We start from the raw sequence: 25,817 nt of genomic DNA on the forward strand, positions 1-25,817 counted from the left end.
TCTTCCTGTTGAAGTTATTACGCTCTTTCTTTTCCTTCTAGAGCCAGTATCTCGTCAACTAATTTTGGAACCTCAACGCTTGCTTTTCCGTAGCGTTTTTCCTCAAATTCACTTTCTACCGCACTAGGTTCTAGGTTAATTTCAATGGTATGTGCGCCGTGCATTTTTGCATCATGAACAAAACCTGCTGCGGGATACACAACGCCAGAAGTCCCAATAGAAATAAACAAATCTGCTTCTTCTAATGACGCGTAGATATCACCCATTCGCAGTGGCATTTCACCAAACCAAACAATATGTGGTCGCATTTGTGAAGGGATCTGACAACAGTGACAAAGCTCGCCGGTCTTAATGTCCTCATTGTGCTCTACTACTTGGTTAGATTCACTACAGCGGGCCTTGAGCAACTCACCATGCATGTGAATCACATTCTGACTGCCGCCTCTTTCGTGAAGGTTGTCTATATTTTGAGTGATGACCGTCACTTTACCTTCTAACTCAGCCTCTAAACGACCCAATGCTTCATGCGCTGCATTAGGCTTTATCGCATTATCTTGAAGTTTCTTGCGGCGTTGGTTGTAAAAGTCTTGAACAAGGTCCGGATCGCGAGCAAACCCTTCAGGCGTTGCTACATCTTCGATACGGTGATTCTCCCATAGGCCATCTTGCGCACGAAATGTTTGAATACCAGATTCGGCCGAGATACCTGCACCAGTAAGTACTACAATATTTCTATAAGGGAAATTCATAACTCATCCTTGCTGTTTTTTCATTAGCTTAACACTGAAAGAATAGCAACAGTAGTAATATGGATTAGACCATAGTCGTAATGGTCACTATTAGAATTACAATTTAAGAGGAACAGCAATGAGACAAGTATCTCTAACGTTTACATTGCTTCTGACTTTGGCAGGCTGTCAACTTACCAATGTTGAAGGCGAAGTCGATGATGTAAAGGTAAGAGTCAGCACCAATGATGATGACCATCGAGGTAATGGTAATTTCTGTCCTCCGGGCCAAGCCAAGAAAGACAATTGCTAAAAGAGCGGCTTTATGCCGCTCCCATATTGGCCTCAATCCTCGTTGGTCGAAGATATTTTATGAATGGCTAGGTCAGCGCCATTGAATTCGTCTTCTTCTGAAAGCCTCAGTCCCATACTGGTATTAATCGCACCGTAGACTACAAGTGCACCAAGCGCTGCGATGGAAAGGCCCAAAAGCGTTCCTAGAAGCTGAACGATAATGCTCACGCCACCTAGCCCACCCAATGCGCTTTGACCAAAAATCCCAGCGGCAATACCACCCCAAGCGCCACATACACCGTGTAAAGGCCAGACACCCAGCACATCATCAATCTTGGTTTTGTTTTGTAGGTGGGTAAAAAGATAAACAAATAGCACGCCAGCAATCGCACCTGTCACTAAAGCACCGATAGGATGCATTAAGTCTGAGCCCGCACATACAGCAACCAAGCCAGCCAGTGGGCCGTTATGAATAAAGCCAGGGTCATTCTTACCAGCCAACAATGACGCGACAATGCCTCCGACCATTGCCATCAATGAGTTCATAGCCACCAAGCCACTTATGCCTGACACAGTTTGAGCTGACATGACGTTGAAGCCAAACCACCCCACACATAAGATCCAAGCTCCCAAGGCCAAAAATGGAATATTCGAAGGTGCAAAGTTGGTGTGCTTTCCTGCTCGAACTCTGCCTTTTCTCATGCCCAAAAACACGACGGCAACAAGCGCTATCCAGCCGCCAACACCATGTACAACGACTGAACCTGCAAAATCGTGGAAGCCATAACCAAAGGTATTTTCAAACCAAGCTTGAACACCAAAGTTTCCGTTCCAGATCATTCCCTCAAATAACGGGTATACGATGCCGACAGTGAAAAATGTTGCGATTAGAATCGGATAAAAACGAGCTCGTTCTGCGATACCACCTGAAACAATAGCGGGAATCGCTGCAGCGAAGGTCAGCAAGAAAAAGAACTTCACTAACTCGTAACCATTGCCTTGAGATAATGTCTCAGCATCAGCAAAGAAGGTGCCGCCATAAGCGACCCAGTATCCAATAAAAAAATACGCGATGGCGGATATACCGAAATCAACCAATATCTTAACTAAAGCATTAACTTGGTTCTTTTGGCGCACGGTTCCTACTTCAAGAAAAGCGAAACCAGCATGCATCAAAAAAACCATGATTGCGCCAAGTAGTAAGAAAAGTGTGTCGGAACTTTGCGTGAGAGTTTGTACAGCGCCGTGTACCTGATTGGCAGTTACACTCATTATAATTGTCTCCATTGATCTGTAGCGCACTTATCCTGTGCATCAAAGTTAGGCTCATCACCAATTTGGTGAACTTGATTTATAGAGCGTCTAACAGAGCAATTCTCATTCCATAATTTATATTTCTAACACTTACGCTTTAATTTATTGTTTTGTATGAACTTTAATAAAATTAGGTATTCTTGAAATGGTGTTTAACATGCTAATAAATGCACCAATGTGGTTTTAGTGCACCAACATAATGCGCACCATATAGCTCAACAAACAGCAAACTTTATACGATAAACGTAAAAGCCACCCCATGAGAGGTGGCTTATATACGGAATTGCTAACTAAAGGAGTTTATCGAGTGATCTTCCCTGCTTTTACTTCTTCTAACCAACGTCCTTCGACAAGATAGGGAGGGAGCCAACCAGTTTCAACAGATAAACGGTTACCTTTGTCATACCACATGCAAGCCATGCCAAGCAGAGGGAAAGAGATGAAAGTTTCTATAGAAATCAAGTCCTCTGACTTATCGAGCCTCATTTGGTATTTCTCTTGGAACTGAAGGTTCTTAATAAGTACTTCTTCAAAGTCATAACCGATGTCAGTTGTCAGGGCAGCAAAAGTTTCCAAAATACCCATGGCGATTTCTAACGCCCAATTATCACCCTGAGCAACTGCCGCGTCCATCGCGGCCACCAGTTTATCAGGGTAGTCCGATGTGCGGTTATGGAACGACTGGATGACATCTACTAGCATATAAGACAACTTACCCGCCCTAGTGGCACTTTGTTTCATCAGAGAAATGGGAAAGTTCGCCAATACATCCATACTTGGCCTGTCACGCACAATTGCCGATATAAAATAAGCATCCAGCCACATTGAAGGACAAATGAAGCCCATTTCTAAGATACCTTCACCATCCCATGTTACTTCTGGATAATCTAGTATCTGAACAGTTAATGGCTCATTAGGAAACATAGCCAGCCGATGATAACAAGCCCCCATTAATGAAGTTTCATAAAGGCGTAATGTACAAATTTGTTCGTCTTCATGTGAGGTTTGAAACCATGTATACCAGCGAACCTGGTCGATGGCAAAATCACCAAGACTGACTAGGTTTTCCCGCCTGACTTTAAGACCTTCTTTTCTGTTATCTAGGACTCTATTTATAAATTTTTTTTTACTCACAATTGCTTGTGTGTCAAGTTCAGGATTTGCTTTGCGTTCTACAACCTTGCTCGATTCATTACTTTGCATTTTTACTTTAATCCTTTGGAATTAATTTTAAACTCTGCCACTTCTAGCTTTAAGTCCGAGGCCTTTCCACTTTCAGGGATGCTTGCTTGCGTATGTATATATCGAATAGGTCTACCGGATAAAGCGGCGTATTGAATTTCGTCGGCAGCTACTTTTTCTGTTGTTCCTTCTAAATTTTTCGACATTAGCTTAACTATTTCCGCCGTATATTTACTTGTCCCTTGCTGATACGCCTCGTTTCCAATCTTGCGGCTGCCCAGCGGGCTGCTCCCTCCTTTAGCCTCAACAATTATAATTTCACCTGGTGGCGGCTCTTCCACCTCGTAAACCATATCAAAGTCGCCCGGCTTCGAAATTGAGGTTCCAATATCTTTGGGATGAAGCAGCTTAGCATTAGGACGTTTACTCCGGACAAAGTCATCCGCGGCCAACTCACCTATTTTTGCAGACTGTTGGTTAATATTACCAATTTGAGCGTTATATCCCTCTTCGCCAGCTCGAGCGTCGATTGCCTCTTGACGCTCTTTTAAGCATTCGTCAATTTTTTCTTTGTTTCTTTCTGTTAGCTCATAATCACTCGTATTGAGTTCAGAGTTTTCTTTATACTCTGCTTTATTCAGCACAAGATCTTCAGTAAAGATCGTGCAACCTTCTTCCCCGCCAACTTTCTCTGAGTCAAAAACATGCGCATTTACAAATTCCTCAATCCCAACAACATACTGAACTTCGTGCCTGCTGCCATCTGAATGATTGATATGACGATAAAAAGTAATTTCATTTTTCTCGCAATCAATATGGTCTAAATCGTATTCATATCGAATATGATTTTTACCTTTGGGTTTTCGGATTTTGACTTGCGAGCGAACGCCATCTTCTCCGACGGATGATTCTTTTGCTGCCTCTAAAATCTGATCGCAAACCTCTTGGGGGACATCGCTTTGCGCCTGATACGCTGCCAACATTTGACCCAAGCGTTTTAACCCTTCTTCACAAAGGAAACCTGTTGGATCAATCCACTGGATAGGATTGACTGCATATTGGTAATGGTTAATGCCACCAGCAATAGATATCGGATCTTGTTGGATAAAGCGTCCTAGCTTAGGATCGTAATACCGAGCGAGGTTGTAGTGTAAGTCGGTTTCTTGATCGAAGTACTGCCCTTGAAAACGCAGTGGATTTACTACTTTTTCAATATGTACATGAGCAAAGCCATGAGCATCGTAGCTGGCACTCCATACAACATTCCCCTCGCAATCGATCAGTCGCTCTGGTTTACCAACTTGATCGCACTGGTACCAATAAATAACGTCATTTTCTAGCAGTGCCACTGGCGTGTAGGTTTCTGGTTGATATAGGTACCAGCGGAAAGCGCATGAAGAGCGTTCACCAATTAAACGTTCCCCTTCCCACAAGAACTCCGTAACGCCTTGTTGTGTAATTTTCTTCGTCCTGCGCCCTAATGCATCATATTCATATTGACTGATGCCATCGTCGGTGTGAACTTCAATGAGCTGATTTAACGCATCAAATACGCGAGTCTGAACATGTCCTTGCCCCTCACGTTTTGTCTGGTTTCCTTGCGCGTCATATTTGAACCGGACACCATCGTGTACTTCAATACGATCAGCGAATACCTCTGAAGATGGCAAAGTAGGATTGCCAAAACTATCGTATTCAAACTTAGTCACTTCTCCGGAAGCATTGACTCGTTTCAGTTGCCCTAAGGCATCGTACTGATAGTGCGTTGCTCCTGCCGTATTATCAATGATTGATGAAATACGGTTTTGCGCATTGTAAACGTACTTTTTCTCTCTATCTGGCCAATGTTGTTCAACCAAACGACCAACACCATCATAAATGATGCGCTCATTAAAATGTGCCGTTTCAATTTGGGAAACTCGTCCCATTTCATCGTAATGAAATTTGATTTGAGGTAAATCTAGGTTTCCAAACCGAATCGCTGAAAAACGCCCATATCGATCATAAGAGAAGTTCAGCTCCGTATTATCTGGCAGTACCTGAGATACGCGTTGGCCAACTCTGTTAAACTCCTGCGCTATCTCAAACTGACCTTGAATGCGCTTTGTTAAATGCCCGAATGAAGAGTATTGGTATTGCAATGTTTGATGGCGATTGGAGGCGAACGTAAGTCGCCCACCAAGCGTATAATTAAAGTGGTGCTCTACAATACCGCTAGCATTTCCTGCTTTGACGTGCTTGAGATAACCCGCAGCGTCATAGCGGTACAGCACGGTCCTATCGGCGACTTGCTTACGATGGATCCGCCCCATATCGTCATAATCAAATTGGCTTTGTAGATTATCAAACCCGATAGTTCCTGACAGCTGGCCTTCATCGTCATACAGGAATTCGAACTCTAAGCCGTCACTCCGAACTAATTTAGTCAGGTTACGTTGTTGATCGTATTCGTAAGAAATATGGCTGCCATCGGGAAAGATGACTGCTTCTTGTTGCGCGAGTGATCCCCATTGATACGAGGTAATGCCTGCTGGCGTTCGAATCTGAGCAACACGGCTGTGCTCATCGTAAGAATATTCTTCGCTATAACCGACTTTGTCTTCGTCGTTAAAATAACGAACTGATGTACGCCTGCCAAATTGATCATAAGCGAGTTGAGCAATACACCCATCGGGATAAGCGACGCCATTCACTAGATCTTCTTCGTTGTAGCTGTAACGAAGTAATGTACCGTCTATTTCATTCGCGATAAGTCTTTGTTGTTCATCCCACCACCACTGACTTTTCTTACCATCTTCAGACTCTTTTTTGACGACTTGACCGTGTTTATCGTAATCATATTCCGTGACACAGCCGAACTGATCGGTATCCCAAACTCTTTGACCGAGGCTATTGTAGTAAGCCTTCTCGATATCCCCGTCAGGTGAAACCGTTTTAACTAACTTACCTAAGCCGTCATAACCATATTGAATTTCTTTGCCAGAGGAATGAAACTTAGAAACTAATTGACCATGCTGATTATATTGATAATTGACCGTTGACTGATCAGGATAGATAGCTTGTGCTTTTCGTCCTAATTCATCATATTGCCATCGCCAAGTTTTACCTGTGGGGCTTATTTTCTCGAGTAAGTTACCCTGCTCGTCATGCAAGAAAGACCATTGATGATCTAACGAGTCAGAATAAGAAGAGTGATTTCCTTGATAATGGAAGCGATAGTCATAAATTCCTGCGTCCCCAACGTTTCTGATGCATTTCGCTTTTGCACCTTCGCCATCCCATGCAAAATAATGAGTAAAGCCAGTTGGTCGTATACGCTTAACAATTAAATGACCGCTATATTGATATTGTTCCTTTAAGCCCAAATGATTAGTTGCACTGACCAAATCATCGTGCTCATCATAGGTATAAGTTGTCAGAACTTTTTGGGACTTTGCATTAAGCAGTTCTACAAGGCGTCCTTGCTTATCATATTGACATTCAAGAACCGAACGCTTGTTATATGCGATCTCGATCAATCGATGGTTTCGAGAATACTGCAGTTGAAACGTTGAAAACGTGCCATTTCTGACTTGTTTAACAAGCCAACGATCATCTTTCTGTTCAAATCGATATTGATGCCCATTAGCGAGCGTCACGATCCGAGTTGCTGAATTTAGGAAATAACAGCTCGCACCAGCGTATATCTGGTAACTTGTTGCTCCAATATCTACTGGCTCAAATTCTGTGATATCGGCCTTATCGTCAACAAACTCCCAAGCGATCACATTGTCTTTCTCGTTCGTCTTTTCGCGTAATTCAAACTGAAATGCATGTCGCCAACCAAAGCCCATTCCATGATTTACATCCGACTGCGAAGAGCGGTAAGTACGCTGCCAAGTAGTACCTTGTTGTAGCTCGATATCATAGAGTTCGAGAATTTCTTCACCCGTCACAAGTGATACAGGATCACCGGCTTTCTCATGTTTTTCGCTGCTTTGTTGCTGAGGCTTGTCGGATGCGGCACTTCTGCCCCTCTTTTTATTCGACTTCCCCTTTCCCTTCGATGGTTTTGCATTGACGGTATTTTGAGTCGGTGGAGGCGTAACCGCTGACGAGAGTGCGTAGTTTTCGCCGGTAGGTACAATTCGAGCGACATGCAAGTCACCGTTCACCAAAGCATTGGCAAACGTTGAATTATAGTGTTGGGAAGTAAGCTCACCGTCAGGTATGTTTGGCTTGAATTGACCAATCGCATAGAACAAGTCCTCGACAGAGCGAAGGTCAAGCTCACCAAAGCTCTCAAGAAACTCTATTGCCTCTTGTTTGGTCACGAATGTTTTAGGTTCGCCGCTAGTAAGTAACTGACCAGAGAAGTGATAACTTTCACCAAAGCGATTCGTGATAGGAATTACGAATTGAGGGATCATAGCCGTAACGTGTTTGTCCTTTTCTTACCTTGCCGCATCATTTAATGCTCGTTTCGCTCTTTTTATTTGTGAGAGCAAGATGCCTTAATCAAACATCCTCCGATAGAGATTCCTCTGTATGCGTAGACTGAATGTATTGATGGCAATTTTCACGTATGCAACTCTTTGAATTTCTGAGCGCAGCGTACTTTAACGGGACGATGAATCCTGAGTAAATGAACAATAGCGTGAGTGAGACTAATGTCTCATCGTGACGCGATTTTTTTACATGTTTCTTACTTAACTATGATTTTCTGCCCAGTTACGTAAATTCACTCAATAAGTTGCATCAAGTATCACCACTGCGACTCAGCGCTTCATATTTGAGACAAAACAGCAACAAAAAAACCGCCTATTACGGCGGTTTTGCTTAAAGAATACTGATTAAAGGTTTGGACCTGTCGATGGTCTGTGTGGTTGGTTATTGAGCAGTTGCTGCATCCCTTGAAACATTCGCATAAACCACACCAAAATGGCTAATGCAGCAAACACCATCCCTACCCAAGGAATAAAGTAAGCGATGGTTTCAAGCAAAGTACTATGCAACCAATAATCACTCACGCCAACGAGTACACCGTTAGAAGTCGCGACGGTGACGATCAACACAACAAAAAACGTCAGGTAGAGAAAGAAGGTGCGAATTAAACCGTAGTAATGAGAAATCACTACGTCGCTGTCTTCTCCCTTATCTAATCGGTAACCCGCATAGATAATTGCGATAACGCCTGAGATCAGAAACGTAAACGGGGTCAGACAGCTCAGGATGTACGCAACCCAAATCCCGTTATGAGGTTTGTTCATTCGCTTTCGCTCCTTTTACTTCCGTTTGTGCCGTATCTGTTTCGCCCATTGCTTCTTTGGACTTCACTTCCTCATACCAAAGATCGTGGTGTTCTTTCGCCCATGTCTCGTCAACTTCACCAGTCACCATGCCTTCTAACGCACCTTCCATACCGAATAGACCAATATAGATGTGGAAGATAAAGCCACAGATTAGAATCAGTGCCGAAATCGCATGAACTAAGTTAGAAAGCTCCATGTCACGGCGAGTTTGGCCAAAGATAGGAAAGTCCAGAACTAAGCCACTCACTGCCGCGATAGCACCAAAGAAGATCAACAACCAATAGATTGCCTTCTCGCCACCGTTTGAGAAACCAGCTGACGGATGTGTGCCTTTGTGTTTACCAACCATACCGCCCATTTTCATGAACCAACGAACATCAGTCATGTTTGGAATCGACTTGCGCCACCATTTAAAGAGCACGAGCATCAGCAAAATGAAGAACAATGGTCCCATGTAATTGTGGTACTGCTTCGCCAACATGACGATAAAGCCCCAGAACTCAGTAGGAACGTACGGTTTTAAGAAGTGCTTACCGTAAACCAGCATCAAACCACTGAATGCCAACGTTAAGAATGTAAACGCCATACTCCAGTGAAGCGCGCGGTCTAAACGAGACCAACGCTTCATCTTTTTACCAGTACGCGGCTTGCTAAGCATCAAAGGACCAACGAATACGTAAGCCATGATAACCATCGCGATACTGCCGAAAATCGCGACAGCACCAGCAGGAGACATCCATTTCTCTTTTAGAATGTACCAAGTCTCACCAGGTTTACTGATCAATACGCCATGTTCTGGCGATTGGGACGTGGTGTAGCCTTCTTGCCCCTCTCTGACTTCGCGCCAATAGTCTGCCCCGGCGAGTTGCGTGATCTCCTGTTGAATAACTTTAGAAGATTGTTCCTCTCCTGAAGCAGGCATTGCGAAAGTCAGCAGCAATGCCGTCATCATTGACAGCATTGCTAGAGATGCACGTTTAAGCGTGTTTAACATGTGCCTCTCCTTACTTAGCTTTTCGTCGCATCGTAAGAAAGATCGTTTCCGTCTGTCCAACCTGCGTTTTTCGCGCCGCGTTCTACCACACGTTGACGGAAAATGTCAGAGACTTTCTCTGCGTCACCCGCAAGCAGCGCTTTGGTTGAACAAAGCGATGCACACATCGGTAACTTGCCTTCTGCGATACGGTTCGCACCGTATTTTTGACGTTCTTCCTCAGAGCCAGGCTCTGTTTCTGGGCCGCCCGCGCAGAAAGTACATTTATCCATTTTGCCACGTTCACCAAACGCCTCTTGTTTAGGAAATTGAGGTGCGCCAAACGGACAAGCAAACAAACAGTAACCACAACCGATACACAGATCTTTATTGTGAAGAACGATGCCGTCTTCGGTATGTTCGAAACAATCAGCTGGACAAACTGCCATACAAGGCGCATCGGTACAGTGCATACAAGCAACAGAGATAGAGTTTTCACCAGCTTCACCGTCGTTTAGTGTTACCACGCGGCGACGTTGAATGCCCCATTCAAGCGCATCGTCGTTTTCGTTCTTACATGCAGTAACACAGCCGTTACACTCGATACAGCGTTTCGTGTCACATAGAAATTTCATTCGTGCCATTGTCAGACTCCTTACGCTTTACGAATGTTACATAGGGTTACTTTGGTTTCCTGCATCAAGGTAACCGGGTCGTAACCGTAAGTGGTTGCCGTGTTAGCCGATTCGCCAACAACGTAAGGTTGTGTACCTTCTGGGTATTTAGGACGTAGGTCTTCACCTTCGAACTTACCGCCAAAGTGGAACGGAATGAACGCCAAACCAGGTTTCACACGACGTGTTACCATCGCTTTCACCTTGATTCGTCCTTTCTCTGCACCTTCAACCCAAACATCATCACCATCTCTAAAGCCAAGATCGTTCGCGTCTTTCGGGTTCACTTCAACAAACATTTCTTGTTGAAGCTCGGCAAGCCAAGGGTTTGAACGCGTCTCTTCACCACCACCTTCGTATTCAACCAGACGGCCAGAAGTCAGAACGATTGGGTACTCGCCCGATTTGTCTTGCTCTTGAATGGATTTATACAACGTAGGAACACGGAAGATTGCATCTTTGTCTTCCCAAGTTGGGTAATCCGTTACAAGGTCACGACGTGGTGTGTAAAGTGGTTCACGATGCAGTGGCACACGGTCTGGGAACGTCCAAACAATCGCACGCGCTTTCGCGTTACCAAATGGAATACAACCGTGCTTGATCGCGACACGCTGAATACCGCCAGAAAGGTCAGTCTTCCAGTTTTTACCCTCTGCTGCCACTTTCTCTTCAGCAGTTAGATCGTCCCACCAACCAAGTTGTTTCAACAACTTGTCAGTGAACTCTGGGTAACCGTCTTTGATTTCACAGCCCTTCGAATAGCTGTCTTCAGCAAGTAGGCTCTTGCCTTCAAATTCCACACCAAAGCGCGTACGGAAGTTACCGCCACCTTCTGCAACCGTCTTAGACGTATCGTACAGAATGTGTGTACCTGGGTGTTTCATTTCCGGTGTACCCCAACATGGCCAAGGTAGACCGTAGGTTTCACCGTTGACAGGGCCACCTTCCGCTTCCAATGTGGTTTTGTGGAACGTATGCCAGTTTTGTTGGTGCGCTTTCAAACGCTCTGGGCTTTGGCCTGTGTAACCAATCGTCCACATGCCTTTGTTGAATTCACGCGTTAGGTCTTCAATCACCGGCTGGTTGTTTTCAACACGGATGTTTTTGAACAGAAGATCGGAATAGCCCAGTTTCTTCGAAAGCAGGTACATGATTTCGTGGTCTGGTTTTGATTCAAACAGAGGTTCAATCACCTGATCACGCCATTGTAGAGAACGGTTAGATGCGGTAACGCTGCCGTGTGTTTCAAACTGTGTTGTTGCAGGAAGCAGGTAAACGCCGTCGGTACGGTCGTTCATTACCGCAGCAACCGTTGGGTAAGGGTCCACAATCACCATCATGTCCAACTTCTGCATCGCTTTTTTCATCTCAACACCACGTGTTTGAGAGTTCACTGCGTGTCCCCAGTAGAACATTGCACGGATGTTTTCGCGTTGACGAATGTTGTCTTTGTTTTCCAGTACACCATCAACCCAACGAGATACAGGAATACCTGCACTGTGCATTGGTTTCTGACCGCTATAAGCGTTGTCATCGAAACGACCTTTGATCCATTCGTAATCGATTTCCCACACTTTTGACCAATGACGCCAAGCGCCTTCAGAAAGGCCGTAGTAGCCCGGTAGCGTGTCAGAAAGTACGCCAAGGTCGGTTGCGCCTTGTACGTTATCGTGACCACGGAAGATGTTTGCGCCGCCGCCTGATTTACCAATGTTACCAAGCGCTAGCTCAAGCACACAGTAAGCACGTGTGTTGTTGTTACCAGTAGTATGCTGAGTACCACCCATACACCAAACAATACAGCCTGGGCGATTTTCAGAAAGCAGTTTTGCTGTTTGGTAAACGTCTTCTTCGCTTACGCCTGTTACGCGCTCAACTTCTGCTGGCGTCCATTTCGCCACTTCAGCACGGATCTCATCCATACCGAATACACGTTGACGGATGAACTCTTTATCTTCCCATTGGTTTTCGAAGATGTGCCACAACACACCCCAAATGAATGCTACGTCAGAACCAGGACGAAGTGATACATAGTGATCCGATTTTGCTGCCGTACGTGTACGACGAGGATCCGCTACGACGATCTTACAGTTGTTCTTCTCTTTTGCGATCAGAATGTGCTGCATCGCTACTGGGTGTGCTTCAGCTGGGTTTGAACCAATGAATAGCATCGACTTACAGTTGTGCATGTCATTGAAAGAGTTGGTCATCGCACCGTAACCCCAAGTATTCGCTACACCAGCCACGGTTGTTGAGTGACAAATACGCGCTTGGTGGTCAACGTTGTTCGTACCCCAAAGTGATGCCATTTTTCGGAACAAGTACGCTTGTTCGTTGCTGTGCTTTGCGCTCCCCAAGAAGTAAACCGAATCAGGACCGGACTCTTTGCGGATGTCCATCACCTTGTTACCGATTTCTTCGATCGCTTGATCCCAAGAAAGCTTTTTCCACTTACCGTTTTCAAGCTTCATTGGGTATTTAAGACGGCGCTCACCGTGGCCATGTTCACGCAGTGCTGCGCCTTTTGCACAGTGACCACCGGCGTTAAATGGGTGGTCGAATGCAGGCTCTTGACCCGTCCAAACACCATTTTGAACTTCTGCGTAAATACCACAACCCACTGAGCAGTGAGAACAGATAGTACGTTTTATTTCTGTTTTCGCTTCTGGATCGACTGATTTTGCTTGCGCTTTTTTCATCATTCCCGGTGCGAATAGACTAGCACCAACCACTGCGCCACCAGCGGCAAGCGAAGTGTTTTTCATGAATGCACGACGAGATACGCCAAGCTGATTCGTTTCTTTGCTCACACTGTCGGAGCGTTTGACAAGTTTCATCCGTTATCTCCTAAAGTGTGTCGTAGTAATCGCGAATGTGTTGAGTTTCACGATACCCTTTCTTCTTCACGTCATTTTCAGAAGGCTCAACCGTTTCTGAAGCAACGGCCACTTTCGTGGTTCCCGCAACAACAGCACCGGCAACGGCAGCGGTTGTGAAGCCTTTTAGGAGATCCCTACGGCTTGTGTTTATTTCTTTATTATCTTTCATCATTGCTTCCTTACCTTACGGTAGATCTTTGGAGACTCATGCCTCTCTATCGATATGACCAAGTACTGCTCGATTACTCGTAATCAGTGACGTTTTTCACATCAATTTTTAATTTGTTCTTACTGCTTTTGGTGTTCACGCTAAAGCGCACTTGCTCTAACGTTAAAAACGCATCGCAAAGCTGTGCAGCTGGCTTGTAGAAGTTCACGCTTTCTGCGCTCTCTAGTTGGCGCGTAAAAGATTGGAACCAAGGGGCGATGTGTTTGTTAAACACCGCTTGTTGAAGTTCTTCCTCTTCACCTGTCAGCATTGCCATCACTTCGCACAGTGCAGAAATATGGTCTTCAGGCTCTTTCACGTTCTCTTCTCGTTCGATGCCTAAAAGATCCAAATCGCGACGAATTTCCGCTAACGGTTTTTCCATCATCGAGCCAGTGCGATGCCAAGATCCGAATGGCACAACTTCACCACGTCCAATGCCAATAAACAGATCTTGATATTCTTCTTCTAACGCTTCTCGCTGCGCTTCGTTCGCGGCTTGTTGCAGTGCGAGCCAAGCTTTTTGCATCGCGCTCTCAGACGGTTCAATTTCTAGCGATTTCAGGAACGCCAGCATTTCATCACTAGGCGCACTACGAAAAAGTGCAGATAGAACGAGATAAATGTCTGTTCTCAGTGTTTGTTCTTGTTGTGTGTCCACTGCGAGCTCCTAGTATTTCAGTTGTTTCATTGGGTCTTCTGCCATCGACTCAAACATGTCGATCACACGGCAGTCTTCACACATCGCGATACGATTGATCGCCGCTTCATCAGAGAAGTGAGAGTGACCGCGTAACTTGTTTTGTAGCATGTCGATCATCGATTGCGGAGCAAAAGGCTTGTGACAACGAATGCACTCGGCTGCCTTTTCTTCATGAATCACAACCGCTTTCTGGCGTTCTTCTTTCACCCAGTTCATACGAGGAGTAAGCGTCAGCACTTTCTCTGGACACGCTTTCTCGCACAGCCCACATTGAATGCAGTCTTGCTCGACGAATTTAAGTGACGGAGATCGACCGTCCGTATGCAATGCACGTGTTGGACACACCGCCACACAGCTCATACACAACGTACAATCTTTACTTTCACAAGAGACTGTGCCGTAAGGTGCGTTCGCTGGAAGTTCAACAATGTTCTCAACTGGAATACGTGATGCGGACAACGCATCCAACGCCGTAAATAGACGCTGACGTTTGTTGCCTTGCAAGTCTCCTAATGCCAAATCAAAAGACTCGGTACAAAGTGTCGGAGCACCTTCACGTAGTGACTCTAGATACAGAATGTCGATGGTTTCTTTGGCGATACCAAGCTGATCGAGCAGCTCTTGAGCAATACCTACTTCGCTATTAAGCACACGAATAATGGTTTGAGGCATAAAACGTGAAGCCGCAAACAGCACCTGAGTAGCACCATTCACAAGCGCGGCGAACCAAGTATCAATACCAACCGAAGGCAGTTCTTCCACCACAATTGGAATCACATTATCTGGCAGTGCTTTTAGTGCCATCACGTTGTAGCTCTCGTGGCGAGAACTGCAAATCAATACGATAGGATCTAAACCACCCGCTTGCTCATAGTTAGCTAGCGTACGTTCAATAAACTTTTGCGTATCTTCAGGGTTTGGCAGTGCGTAATGAATCGCTTCTGTCGGACACGCTGTAGCACAAGTACCCACGCCTTGACATAGGTATGGGTTGATCTCGATGCGATGGCCCGTTTTGTCGCTGCCTTCACTCGATAGTGCCCCTGCCGGACAAGCATCCACACACCGTTCGCAACCTTTTACGCCACGAGAGCTGTGTGCACATAAATCGGTATCTAAACGGAAGAATTTCGGTTTATCGAACGTCCCCATTAAGGTTGGAATCTCTTCCAACGCTTCAGCCAGTTTCGGATAGCCACGACCTACTGGGTAGTAGCCCGGTACTGGGACTTCTTCCGACATGCAGCTGTTAAGGCAAAGATCGAGTACGATATCGAAACAATCGCTATTGGTCGCGACCTTGGCAAGGTTGTTGGTCAAACCATGATTTTCAATCAGAACTTCAAACGTACCTAAGAACCCTGAAACCTGAACCGAATTGGCGTAATAAAGCTCGGGATTTGTGCCCTTTTCGCCATCGGTAGAAAGCAGCGTTAGGCTGTTCATTTGCGACAATTGCGCTGCCGCACTTTCGATGATTGCTGTTGGGCCCACAATCAAGGTGTTACCGCCGCTTTCATAGCTTACGGTTGGTGGAATAAGATTGGTCAACTCTACGGTATTTTCGAAAGCGTACAGCCTCGCTTTACCGTTATTGGAAGTTGCTTGTTCTAATAATTGTTTCAGCATTGCTCAATTCCATTTATGAACATGGATAGTCTTTTCCATCTCTTAGTGTAGTTAGCGCCGGAGATTCTGCTGATTAACTTATCAATGAGCATTCTTATTCCGCCGTCTACAGGCGATGAATACTACGCAGTGCGTCCGTACTAACTTCAACCAGATTGGTATTGAGCAACAGATAGCAAGTGTCATGCCAATAAAATATCAACTTAAAATCAATAGGTTATCAACTTTACTGACAAATAGTAGGGATAAAAAAACCGGTTGAGACATTTTGTCTCAGCCGGCTCATTGAGTGTTTAGTCAAAATGTACCTATTCTTTGTGTGGTATATTTTGTCTCACCTCGTTAGGCTGTGATTCTTCAGCAAAAGTATCACTTTCGCCAGGAACTGTATTTATATACAGTTCATTTTCATCTTGAGTAATTTGGCCACTTTTGTCGGTGTTTGACTCTGCGTCTTCAACTACCTCTGGTGCGATATCGTTAGCGCTAAGCTCAGACCCTTGCGCAGTTTCAGCGTCTGGTTCGTCTTCCACTTTGTCTTTAACCCAATCACGCAGCGTCTCAGCGACGTCTTGAGAAAGTGACTTTAAGTTACTGTAATCATCATCGTAATCGTCTAGGCCGTCACGCACGTTAAATTCTTCGGACAAGAACATTTTGCGCAGCGCGGCTTTCTTAACACTTTCTGAAGCTTCAGAAACCAGCAGTTGCGCCACAGACATTTCTTCGGTTTTTTCAGTCTCTACACTCGCGGTAATGTCTGGAGCCTGACTATCCTCATTGACGTTCAAAGCATCTAAGCTTTCGTCAGCGTTTGAAAGCGCTGTGACACTATCTTCGGATTGCTCCGTCTCTGCTATCGGCGTGATCTCTTCAGCATGTTGGGAAGATTCTTCTAGTTTACGTTTCGACCAACGGCTTAAAAAACTAGTTGCCATTTGCTCTGCCTGCTCCTTTGCGTTTCTTGCGTCTTACTTCTAACAACTCACCGTGACGACCAATAAAGGCTTCCATCCAAGCCTGAACGGCTAACGGCATATCGTTAGATAGTACAAGGTTATCACCATCCATATATTGCGCCGCAACAGATTGTGAAGCCGTCAGTAACTGTATCGCTGGTTTTTCACCAGACTCGACGTTATCCATCACTAAAAAGAGTTTAGGTTGCTGAGAGCTTAAGTTAAAGCGGTAGTCTGTACGTTCATCTTTATGTAATTGCAACGGACAAACATCTGGAGTCTCTTCCGTCGGATTCAGCGCAAATCCTGTCAACTGCCATTGGGTTGTCACCCAAATCCCTGTACTGATCTCATGCTCAACAAGCTCTACGCCGATTGGCCATGTATCCTCAGTCTTTTCGTAATTTTTTTCGAAATCTTTCTTATCCGACATAACTCACCCAGTCTTTCTATTTTTGGTCTGAAAACACACAGGAGATTTTGCCCCCGTTTTCGACCATTTTTATTGTCTTCGAAGCAATAAACGCGCCAAGCTGATATAACTTAGTCTATATACTCCCTCAGGCTATAAGTACCAAACTAGACGAAACTCAAATGTATTGATGTGTCATTACTGCGAACTCGCAGTTTTAATGCATTGTTGACATAAAACCTCGCAATTTCTGTGGGAACCGCTATTTTGGAATGAGATTTGCTAGCCACTTAACAAGCTAAAATGCGTAGCAACCTAACGCTCTTAATCACTAGGACACGACTGTGCTGAAACCAAATATTATTAAAACCAGTGAAAATCCCCTGCAAACCATTGAAGTCGATGTGTACGACGAGTACGGCGAAAAGCTCACGAAGCAAATCGCTTGCGAGCGTCCTCTTACGGTCATGCTGAACTGGAAAGAAGTGGTCACGCTCATGACGCTAGGTTCGCGTCCAGAAGCACTAGTACTGGGTTATTTAAAAAACCAAAGCTTCCTGTCCGATCCAGCCGCGATTGAATCCGTTATTATTGACTGGGAAACGCATTCCGCAGCGGTGATTACTAAAGAAAACACTGAACACTTAGAAGGCGCCCTGAAAAAGAAAACCGTCACCTCAGGTTGTGGCCAAGGCACCATGTATGGCAACGTGATGAAGCAGCTTGAAAATTATCAAGTGCCTCAAGTTTCTCTTAAGCAGTCAGAAATTTATTCTGCGCTGGAAGCGTTAACTCATTACAACGACACCTACAAAAAAGCGGGCGCAGTACACGGCTGTGCGGTTTGCAAAGGTAATGAAGTGTTGTCATTTGTGGAAGATGTCGGCCGTCACAACGCAGTGGATACACTTGCAGGTGAGATGTGGCTCAAAGAAGAAACAGGTGAAGATAAAATTTTCTACACAACTGGTCGCCTTACATCAGAGATGGTGATTAAAGTGGCTCAAATGGGCATTCCTGTTCTGCTTTCTCGCTCTGGCGTTACTCAAATGGGGTTAGATCTAGCGAAGCAATTTGGTATTACGACCATTGCGCGTGCGAAAGGTTTGCGCTTCCAAGTGTTTACAGGAGCCGACAAGGTTGAATTTGATGTAAAAGGCAACCAATAACACCTTTTCAGTGTAAACTAAAACCAATAATGCGGATTCACAGAGGATGTGGACTATGAATAATGACCAATTGTGGAATTTTCTGCTTACGCCCAGCGGTATCATGCTTTCTATGATTATTACCTTTGGCGTGGTCGGGCTCTATGCGTATATAACCGGTCAGTTTAAGGATTAAGGCCAAATATCAAAAAAGCCTCGCTAAATAGCGAGGCTTTTGCTTTTTAAACGCTTTGCGAGTAATTACGCGTCAACACCACGAGATTTTAGGAACTCAGAGTAAGTGCCTTTAAAGTCTGTGATTTTACCATCGCGGATTTCGATAATACGCGTTGCTAGTGAGTCTACGAATACACGGTCGTGAGAGACGAAGAACAACGTGCCTTTGTATTGCTCAAGCGCCGTGTTCAAAGATTCAATTGATTCCATGTCCATGTGGTTGGTTGGTTCGTCCATTAGCAGCATGTTTGGCTTGTGCATCATTAACTTACCAAGCAGCATACGACCTTGTTCACCACCAGACAGTACTTTTACTGACTTCTTAATGTCATCTTGACCAAACAGCATACGACCAAGGAAACCACGAACGACTTGCTCGTCATCACCTTCTTGACGCCATTGACCCATCCAATCCGTTAGATTCATATCTTCTGCAAAGTCATGCGCGTGGTCTTGCGCGTAGTAACCGATGTTTGCATTTTCAGACCATTTGAACTCACCAGCACGCGGTTCAAGTACACCAGCAAGCGTGTTTAGAAGTGTTGTTTTACCCACACCATTTTCACCGATGATCGCAACGCGCTCTCCCACTTCAAAAATTGCATTGAAGTCTGAGAACAAGTCCTCTTCAAAACCTTGGCTCAGGTTTTCTACAATCAGAGCGTTACGGAACAGCTCTTTAGACTGTTCAAAACGAATGAATGGGTTTTGACGACTAGACGCTTTCACTTCGTCCAATTTGATCTTGTCGATTTGCTTCGCACGAGATGTCGCTTGTTTTGCTTTCGATGCGTTTGCAGAGAAACGCGCAACGAACGTTTGTAGCTCAGCGATTTGTGCTTTCTTCTTCGCGTTGTCGTTTAGTAGACGTTCGCGAGCTTGAGAAGCCGCCGTCATGTACTCGTCGTAGTTACCAGGGTAAACGCGTAGTTCACCGTAGTCCAAGTCAGCCATGTGTGTACATACTGAGTTTAGGAAGTGACGGTCGTGCGAAATGATGATCATTGTGCAGTTACGCGCGTTTAGCGTGTCTTCCAACCAACGGATTGTGTCCATGTCCAAGTTGTTGGTAGGTTCGTCAAGAAGCATCACATCTGGGTCTGCGAATAGAACCTGCGCTAGAAGTACACGAAGTTTCCAACCTGGTGCTACTTCACTCATTAGACCGAAGTGTTGCTCCATTGGGATACCTACAGCAAGAAGAAGCTCGCCCGCTTTGGCTTCTGCCATGTAGCCGTCCATTTCAGCAAACTGAACTTCTAAGTCAGCCACTTTCATGCCGTCTTCTTCGCTCATCTCAGCAAGTGAGTAGATGCGGTCACGCTCTTTCTTCACTTCCCATAGCTCTTTATGCCCCATGATAACGGTATCGATTACAGTAAATTCTTCGTAAGCGAACTGGTCCTGGTTCAGTTTTGCAACGCGCTCGTTTGGATCGTAGCTTACGTTACCGCTGGTTTGCTCAAGCTCGCCGCTGAGGATCTTCATAAAGGTTGATTTACCACAACCGTTAGCTCCAATTAAGCCGTAGCGATTGCCTTCGCCGAACTTAACTGAAATGTTTTCGAATAGCGGCTTAGCGCCGAATTGTTGAGTAATATTCGCTGTGGAGATCAAAACCTTTACCTTAGCAATTGGGGTGTATTTAGAAAAACCGGGCAACGGTACTTGTTCGTGCTACATACTGCAAGTGTTGTTTTTATTAATTCACTCCAAGTGAAATCATTGTAAGGTTTCTAAGAAGCAAAAGCGTAAACATAAATGCGTCATTAAATACAAAAAAGAGCCACTATCGTCAGTGGCTCTTTTTCCATTAATACTTCAAAAAAGTGACTAAGCGATGTTCGTCACCTCTAGGATCAGTTCGGCTTTTTTAGGTAAATAAATACTGAATTTACTGCCTGTTCCCCATTCAGACTCTGCTTTTAACTCACCACCCGTTTGGCTGAGAATACTTTGGGAGACCGATAGCCCTAACCCTGTGCCTTCTCGTTTAGTTGTGTAAAATGGCGAGAAGATTCGACTCAAGTTTTCTGGTTTAATACCGCAGCCCTCATCGATAACATGAATCGCGGCTCCTTTCACTTCGCCCTCTTCAATCCAGTCTTCACTGACTACTGTTAATGTTCCTTTACCGCTCATTGCGTGAATGGCGTTCATTTGCAAATTAACTAAGATTTGTAGCAAGTGGTGACGGTTTATCTCAACGGACGTATGCGCTTGTAGGTCAGTCACAAACTCAACGTCGCGTTTCTTGGTGCCAGTTTTAACCAAGGTGATGCTTTCATCAATGATAGGATTGACATGTTGCCAAGTGATTTCATCTTGAACACCGCCTTGGCGACTGTATTGCAATAAACTGCGTGTGATATTGCGGATACGATCAATTTGCGCGTGAATCGCATCAATTTCTTCTTGTACTCGACTTGCATCGTCACCCAATTCAAAATGGATCAATTCTACGTTGCCAAGAATCACGGCGGTTGGGTTATTAATTTCGTGAGCAATCCCCGCGGTGAGTTCTCCCAGCGCTGCCAGTTTTTCATGAACAACGAGTTTGTCGCGGGTTTGGTTGAGCAATTGAATATGCAGTTCAAGATCTTGGGTTTTTTCTCTCAGGCTTGCCGTACGCTCTTGAACTTTGCATTCAAGTTGAGCTGCGGAGTTTTTCAGTTCAATTTTGCGCTCTTCTAGCGCGTCTAACATATCATCAAACTGTCTGGCTAACTGCGCAAGTTCATGATCGGCATCTAATCCTAACGGGCCAATCCGTTTTTCTTTACCTTGTTGGACCTGCTTCACCACTTTATGAATGCGTTCGATCGGTCGAAACAGATCATAAGAACCGCGATATACCATCACGCCAGAAACCAGCAATAACATAACCGTAATCAAGCTGATTTCGGCAATGTTGGTCATGTAGGCTTTAACGAATGGCCACATTAGGTAACCGGTATAAAGCATACCAATAACATTGTCGTATTGGTCTTTGATTGGTTGATACGCCGTAATATACCAAGCGTCATACACATAAGCGCGATCAACCCACTGTTCACCCTTAGAAAGTACTTGGTTATACACTTCTGCGCTCACGCGAGTTCCTATGGCGCGCCCTAGCCTGTGATCGCTGTCTAAAGGAACGTTGGTGCTCACACGCAAATCATCGAGAAACACAGTCAACGTACCCACAGGGCGAAGGCGGTCATTATCACTTAAGTATATGAGATCGCGGATTTGATCCACCAGCACTGTACTATTGTTAAGGAGCAAACCACCATCCAGAAAGCCGATCAAATCGTTCGCTTGGCTGTATACCGGAATCACGGTTCGACTGACTAACCCACGCGCCTCCCTGTCACCATCAGCAAGAATAGGCACTTCTGCTCGTTTGGCGAGTTCAGGATCGAGGCGTTCGAGTTCTTCTTTATTAAGTACATCAAAAAACGATTCGCGCTTGGTGAGATCCATAAAGCGGAATTTGTTTTCCATGGAATTAACGCGTTGGAAAGAGAGAAAATCTAAAGCATATCTTTTCTTCTGCTCTGTGACCCACTTTTGCAGGTCACCTTGTGGCGTTCCTTGATTAATGCGAATACGGAAATCGTACGAATCGGCAAACGCCCGCACGTAATTGGCTTGCTTTTGCTGTAACAACGTTACACTGTTATTTGCAACACCAAGACGTTCCGAGACATCAAGCAGCGCATTTTGCCACGTGTAATGAATAGACCAATAAATGGTAATGCCGATCAGAGCTAACAACGTGAGGAAAATCGGCGCAGAGGTTAAGAATAACAAACGATAACGCACCATGGTTTTAAAACGGTGCGTCCATTTTGACAATCCTTTGTGCTGTGGGCCGTTAGTCGGCATATTCCTCATCTTCAGAATCCCATTCTTTGTATTTACGTTCTAAGGTCTTGCGAGCTACGCCCAAGTCGCGAGCAGCGGCTGATTTGTTGCCTTCGTGCAAGTTAACGACTTGTTTAATATGTGCTTTCTCGACTTCTTTTAACGTCCAGCTGTTTGGATAGCCCTCGCCAGTAAATTCTTTGCCTTCTTTAAAGGTTGGTAACTCAGCTGAGTGAGAAACAGTAATCGATACATTAGGCAGTGAATGCCCGCCATTCAGCTCTCGCCAATAGTGTGCAGGTGGTTTGCCAAGCAAGATACAACGCTCAATCAAGTTTTTCAGCTCACGAATGTTTCCCGGCCAATCGTACTCACTCATGGCTTCCATGTCCTCGTGCGCCCATTTGGGCGCGGGCATACCTAGCTCGCGCGTCAGCATGTTGCTGAAAAATGGCACCAACTCAAATAAGTCGGTTTTGCGCTCTCGCAGCGGACACACTTCAATTTTCAGAACGTTTAAACGGTAATAGAGGTCACTGCGGAAATTACCTTGATTGACCTCTTCTTGCAGGTTTCGGTTGGTTGCCGCTACGATACGGACATCAATACTGATCTCTCTTTCTGAACCGACAGGGCGAATCGTACGCTGCTCTAACACACGTAATAATGATGCCTGCATTGCAAGTGGCATCTCCCCGATTTCGTCAAGAAATAAGGTGCCACCGTTCGCAACACGGAACAAACCTTCACGCGATTTTTTTGCACCGGTAAACGCGCCCGATGTATGACCAAACAACTCACTTTCTAAAAGCTCTGGTGCAATCGCGCCGCAGTTGATTGGCACAAACGGGCCCGTTCGCCCACTCGCCTGGTGGATACCTCGTGCAACTAGTTCTTTACCCGTACCCGACTCACCTTCCACCAAAACAGAAGCGCGTGATGGTGCAAATTGGTTAATAAGTTGCTTAAGCAGACGCGTTTTTTCTGAGCCGCCGATGATCTCTGAGGTATTGTGACGTTGGTAATCGCGTGTCATGGCGTACTGCATGCGTTCGTTCAAACGGCGATCCATACAGCGACTGACCGCTTTTAACATCTGCTCAAGGTTGAATGGTTTGAGGATAAAGTCGGAAGCACCGAGCTGTAGCGCTCGAATGGCAATTTCTAAATCCGCATAACCCGTCATAAAAATCACATCGGCACGTTTGTCATCATCTTCAAACGCTTCTTCCCACTCAATTCCAGAACGCCCTGGCAGATTAATATCCAGTAAGATCAGATCATAATGTCGAGAATTACGCAGTTGTTCTGCTTCTTCGATGCTACCAGCTGTATCGACATGTGAAAAAAGCTTACCCAATGCCTTTTTCAAGATGGCTTGCATGCCTAATTCATCATCGACGACCAGTACGGAAAAGGCGCTATATTGTTGGTTTGTACTAAGATGGGATTGAGTAGACATATTTACCCCAGATGGATTTCGATGGGACAGAGTGTACCAAGTTTAAACAGAGATACCCTACAAAAAGTGCGACATTTTGTACCAACGCAAACTTTTATGCAAATAACCCCATGATTTAGTGCATAAACCAAGCACTTTAAGCTTGTAAAAGGTTGGCATCTTGTTTGCTATAAGGTGGATACGGAGCGCATTTAAGTGATCTCAGGATGTTGATGTTTGCTTATTCCAACACCCTAAGACAACTTGCGTATTACGCTAATCGCTCTCGTCCAAAAAGGCTTCTCCCTAAAACCTGGAGAGATTCCAAAGAATCATTGGAAAGGAACACATAAAAATGAAAAAAATTGCGCTAACTCTGGCTGCAACGTCTATCACGCTTGTAAGTTACTCTGCGTTTTCTGCTCAAGACGGAGAACATGTTCGCCTTGCAACCACAACCAGTACTTACCATTCAGGTTTACTTGATTACCTGCTTCCACAATTTGAAAAAGACACGGGCTACAAAGTCGATGTTATTGCTGCAGGTACGGGTAAAGCCTTAAAAATGGGCGAAAACGGTGACGTAGATTTGGTGATGACTCACGCACCAAAAGCCGAAGGCACATTCGTTGAGAAAGGCTACGGCGTTCTACCTCGTAAGCTGATGTACAACGACTTTGTGATTGTTGGCCCTAAAGCAGACCCAGCAAAAATCAAAGATGACGAAAGCGTGTTAGATGTGTTCAAAGAGATCGCGAACAAAAATGCAACGTTCATCTCTCGCGGCGATGATTCTGGTACGCACAAAAAAGAAATGGGCTTTTGGGCTCAAACTAAAATCGAACCAAACTTTGGTGGCTACCGCAGCGTAGGTCAAGGTATGGGCCCAACTCTGAACATGGCGTCTGAAATGCAAGGCTACACAATGTCAGACCGCGGTACATGGTTGGCTTACCAAAACAAATTGGATCTAGAAATTCTGTTCCAAGGCGATGAAAAACTGTTTAACCCGTACCAAGTTATTCTTGTTAACCCTGAGCGTTACCCAACAATCAACTACCAAGGCGCAAAAGCTTTCAGTGATTGGTTGGTGAACCCTCGCGGTCAGGAACTTATCAATGGTTTCCGCCTGAACGGTAAACAACTGTTTGTTGCGAATGCTGAGATCAAATAACGCAATATGAATCTTGCTGATACAACACTGGAAGCGCTTCGCTTATTGGTGAATTTTGATGCAGACCTATGGGAGATCGTCGCGGTCTCCTTTAGTGTTTCTATCACGGCAATATCCTTAGTGGTATTGCCGGCTATTTTAATGTCCTTTGTACTGGCGTATACCGACTTTCGCGGCAAATGGTTCTTGCTGTCGATCGTGAATACGCTGCAAGCGGTTCCTACCGTCGTGATTGGCCTTTTGCTGTATATGTTGCTATCACGCGCTGGCCCTTGGGGAGACTGGCAAATGCTGTTCACTCAGAAGGCGATGATCTTCGGCCAAATGGTGATCTGCTTCCCTGTTTTGGTATCGATGATGCATGGTGCATTGCAATCTAGCGACCGTCGTGCAGTGGAAACCGCCATCACCCTAGGCGTCTCCATTTCGCGCGTGGCCGCTACGATGATTTGGGAAACCCGCTTTCCTCTACTTGCAGCTATCATTGCCGGGTTCTCACGTATCGTAACCGAGGTGGGCTGCTCAATGATGGTAGGCGGAAACATTATGGGCGTGACGCGCAATATTCCGACCGCTATCGCAATGGAAAGCAGCAAAGGTGCTTTTGCGCAAGGAGTTGCATTAGGAATTGTATTACTATCTTTAGCGTTGGCACTAAACTTCTTCTTATCAAGCATGAGAGGCAAAGGCTACCTCAGAACATAAAACATGAAGCAAAC

At 45.2% G+C, this 25,817-nt stretch carries 20 protein-coding genes; 4 read left to right on the plus strand and 16 right to left on the minus strand.

Features of this window, described 5'->3' with window-relative positions:
* Nucleotides 1-17: 17 nt before the first annotated feature.
* The gene (gene cobB / locus R7Q11_RS12590; RefSeq protein WP_005377522.1) at nt 18-749 is read right to left on the minus strand and encodes a Sir2 family NAD+-dependent deacetylase; all 732 of its coding nucleotides are present in this window, start codon (nt 747-749) and stop codon (nt 18-20) included.
* A gap of 118 nt (nt 750-867) precedes the next feature.
* Here cobB and R7Q11_RS12595 point away from each other — a divergent pair, with 118 nt between their 5' ends.
* Nucleotides 868-1,041 carry a hypothetical protein gene (locus R7Q11_RS12595; protein WP_005377524.1) on the plus strand — a complete coding sequence of 58 codons (174 nt, stop codon included), beginning with the start codon at nt 868-870 and terminating at the stop codon, nt 1,039-1,041.
* Nucleotides 1,042-1,073: 32 nt separating this feature from the next.
* On the opposite strand, the gene R7Q11_RS12600 is transcribed toward R7Q11_RS12595, so the two are convergent.
* The 12 genes from R7Q11_RS12600 to R7Q11_RS12655 all read right to left on the minus strand — a co-directional run bounded on the left by R7Q11_RS12600 (nt 1,074) and on the right by R7Q11_RS12655 (nt 17,267).
* On the minus strand, nt 1,074-2,294 hold the full coding sequence (locus R7Q11_RS12600) for an ammonium transporter (RefSeq protein ID WP_222716693.1): 1,221 nt from the start codon (nt 2,292-2,294) through the stop codon (nt 1,074-1,076).
* Nucleotides 2,295-2,636: 342 nt separating this feature from the next.
* On the minus strand, nt 2,637-3,539 hold the full coding sequence (locus R7Q11_RS12605) for an immunity 49 family protein (RefSeq protein ID WP_042522968.1): 903 nt from the start codon (nt 3,537-3,539) through the stop codon (nt 2,637-2,639).
* A 2-nt stretch (nt 3,540-3,541) separates the two neighbouring features.
* A complete protein-coding gene (locus R7Q11_RS12610) occupies nt 3,542-7,927 on the minus strand; it encodes an RHS repeat-associated core domain-containing protein (RefSeq protein ID WP_225466486.1) in 4,386 nt (1,461 codons plus the stop codon).
* A 423-nt stretch (nt 7,928-8,350) separates the two neighbouring features.
* Nucleotides 8,351-8,767 carry a membrane protein gene (locus R7Q11_RS12615; protein ID WP_005377532.1) on the minus strand — a complete coding sequence of 139 codons (417 nt, stop codon included), beginning with the start codon at nt 8,765-8,767 and terminating at the stop codon, nt 8,351-8,353.
* Nucleotides 8,751-9,803 (minus strand): formate dehydrogenase subunit gamma, encoded by a 1,053-nt coding sequence (locus R7Q11_RS12620; RefSeq protein WP_065274532.1) that lies wholly within the window; start codon nt 9,801-9,803, stop codon nt 8,751-8,753. Before R7Q11_RS12620 ends, R7Q11_RS12615 begins: the two co-directional genes overlap by 17 nt.
* Before the next feature lie 14 nt (nt 9,804-9,817).
* A complete protein-coding gene (gene fdh3B, locus R7Q11_RS12625) occupies nt 9,818-10,426 on the minus strand; it encodes a formate dehydrogenase FDH3 subunit beta (protein ID WP_005377536.1) in 609 nt (202 codons plus the stop codon).
* Between the two features lie 11 nt (nt 10,427-10,437).
* Nucleotides 10,438-13,293, minus strand: a complete 2,856-nt coding sequence (locus tag R7Q11_RS12630) for a formate dehydrogenase subunit alpha (protein WP_021033875.1) — start codon at nt 13,291-13,293, stop codon at nt 10,438-10,440.
* Between the two features lie 10 nt (nt 13,294-13,303).
* On the minus strand, nt 13,304-13,504 hold the full coding sequence (locus R7Q11_RS12635) for a twin-arginine translocation signal domain-containing protein (RefSeq protein ID WP_005377542.1): 201 nt from the start codon (nt 13,502-13,504) through the stop codon (nt 13,304-13,306).
* Between the two features lie 73 nt (nt 13,505-13,577).
* Nucleotides 13,578-14,204, minus strand: a complete 627-nt coding sequence (locus R7Q11_RS12640; RefSeq protein ID WP_017820684.1) for a molecular chaperone — start codon at nt 14,202-14,204, stop codon at nt 13,578-13,580.
* Nucleotides 14,205-14,213: 9 nt separating this feature from the next.
* Nucleotides 14,214-15,875, minus strand: coding sequence for a 4Fe-4S dicluster domain-containing protein (locus R7Q11_RS12645; protein WP_225466487.1), 1,662 nt, complete (start codon nt 15,873-15,875; stop codon nt 14,214-14,216).
* A gap of 308 nt (nt 15,876-16,183) precedes the next feature.
* Nucleotides 16,184-16,813, minus strand: a complete 630-nt coding sequence (locus R7Q11_RS12650) for a DUF3306 domain-containing protein (RefSeq protein WP_213907956.1) — start codon at nt 16,811-16,813, stop codon at nt 16,184-16,186.
* Nucleotides 16,803-17,267 (minus strand): DUF3305 domain-containing protein, encoded by a 465-nt coding sequence (locus R7Q11_RS12655; RefSeq protein ID WP_005377550.1) that lies wholly within the window; start codon nt 17,265-17,267, stop codon nt 16,803-16,805. Before R7Q11_RS12655 ends, R7Q11_RS12650 begins: the two co-directional genes overlap by 11 nt.
* 323 nt (nt 17,268-17,590) lie before the next feature.
* Between R7Q11_RS12655 and R7Q11_RS12660 the strand changes: the two genes are divergently transcribed.
* Nucleotides 17,591-18,415, plus strand: coding sequence for a formate dehydrogenase accessory sulfurtransferase FdhD (locus R7Q11_RS12660; RefSeq protein ID WP_005377552.1), 825 nt, complete (start codon nt 17,591-17,593; stop codon nt 18,413-18,415).
* 240 nt (nt 18,416-18,655) lie between these two features.
* Here the strand turns inward: R7Q11_RS12660 and R7Q11_RS12665 are convergent, their stop codons facing one another.
* The 3 genes from R7Q11_RS12665 to R7Q11_RS12675 all read right to left on the minus strand — a co-directional run bounded on the left by R7Q11_RS12665 (nt 18,656) and on the right by R7Q11_RS12675 (nt 23,945).
* Nucleotides 18,656-20,248: an ABC-F family ATPase gene (locus R7Q11_RS12665; RefSeq protein WP_025766654.1), complete on the minus strand. Its 1,593-nt coding sequence runs from the start codon at nt 20,246-20,248 to the stop codon at nt 18,656-18,658.
* Nucleotides 20,249-20,464: 216 nt separating this feature from the next.
* Nucleotides 20,465-22,504, minus strand: coding sequence for a cache domain-containing protein (locus tag R7Q11_RS12670; RefSeq protein ID WP_025766655.1), 2,040 nt, complete (start codon nt 22,502-22,504; stop codon nt 20,465-20,467).
* Nucleotides 22,494-23,945 (minus strand): sigma-54-dependent transcriptional regulator, encoded by a 1,452-nt coding sequence (locus R7Q11_RS12675; protein WP_025766656.1) that lies wholly within the window; start codon nt 23,943-23,945, stop codon nt 22,494-22,496. The genes R7Q11_RS12670 and R7Q11_RS12675 overlap by 11 nt, the downstream gene beginning before the upstream one ends.
* A gap of 334 nt (nt 23,946-24,279) precedes the next feature.
* On the opposite strand from R7Q11_RS12675, the gene R7Q11_RS12680 reads away from it, so the two are divergent.
* Together R7Q11_RS12680 and R7Q11_RS12685 are read left to right on the plus strand one after the other, a co-directional pair.
* Nucleotides 24,280-25,098 (plus strand): substrate-binding domain-containing protein, encoded by an 819-nt coding sequence (locus tag R7Q11_RS12680; protein WP_042522955.1) that lies wholly within the window; start codon nt 24,280-24,282, stop codon nt 25,096-25,098.
* Nucleotides 25,099-25,104: 6 nt separating this feature from the next.
* Nucleotides 25,105-25,803, plus strand: coding sequence for an ABC transporter permease (locus R7Q11_RS12685; RefSeq protein WP_042522953.1), 699 nt, complete (start codon nt 25,105-25,107; stop codon nt 25,801-25,803).
* Nucleotides 25,804-25,817 lie beyond the last annotated feature (14 nt).

Source organism: Vibrio sp. 970 (assembly GCF_033339075.1).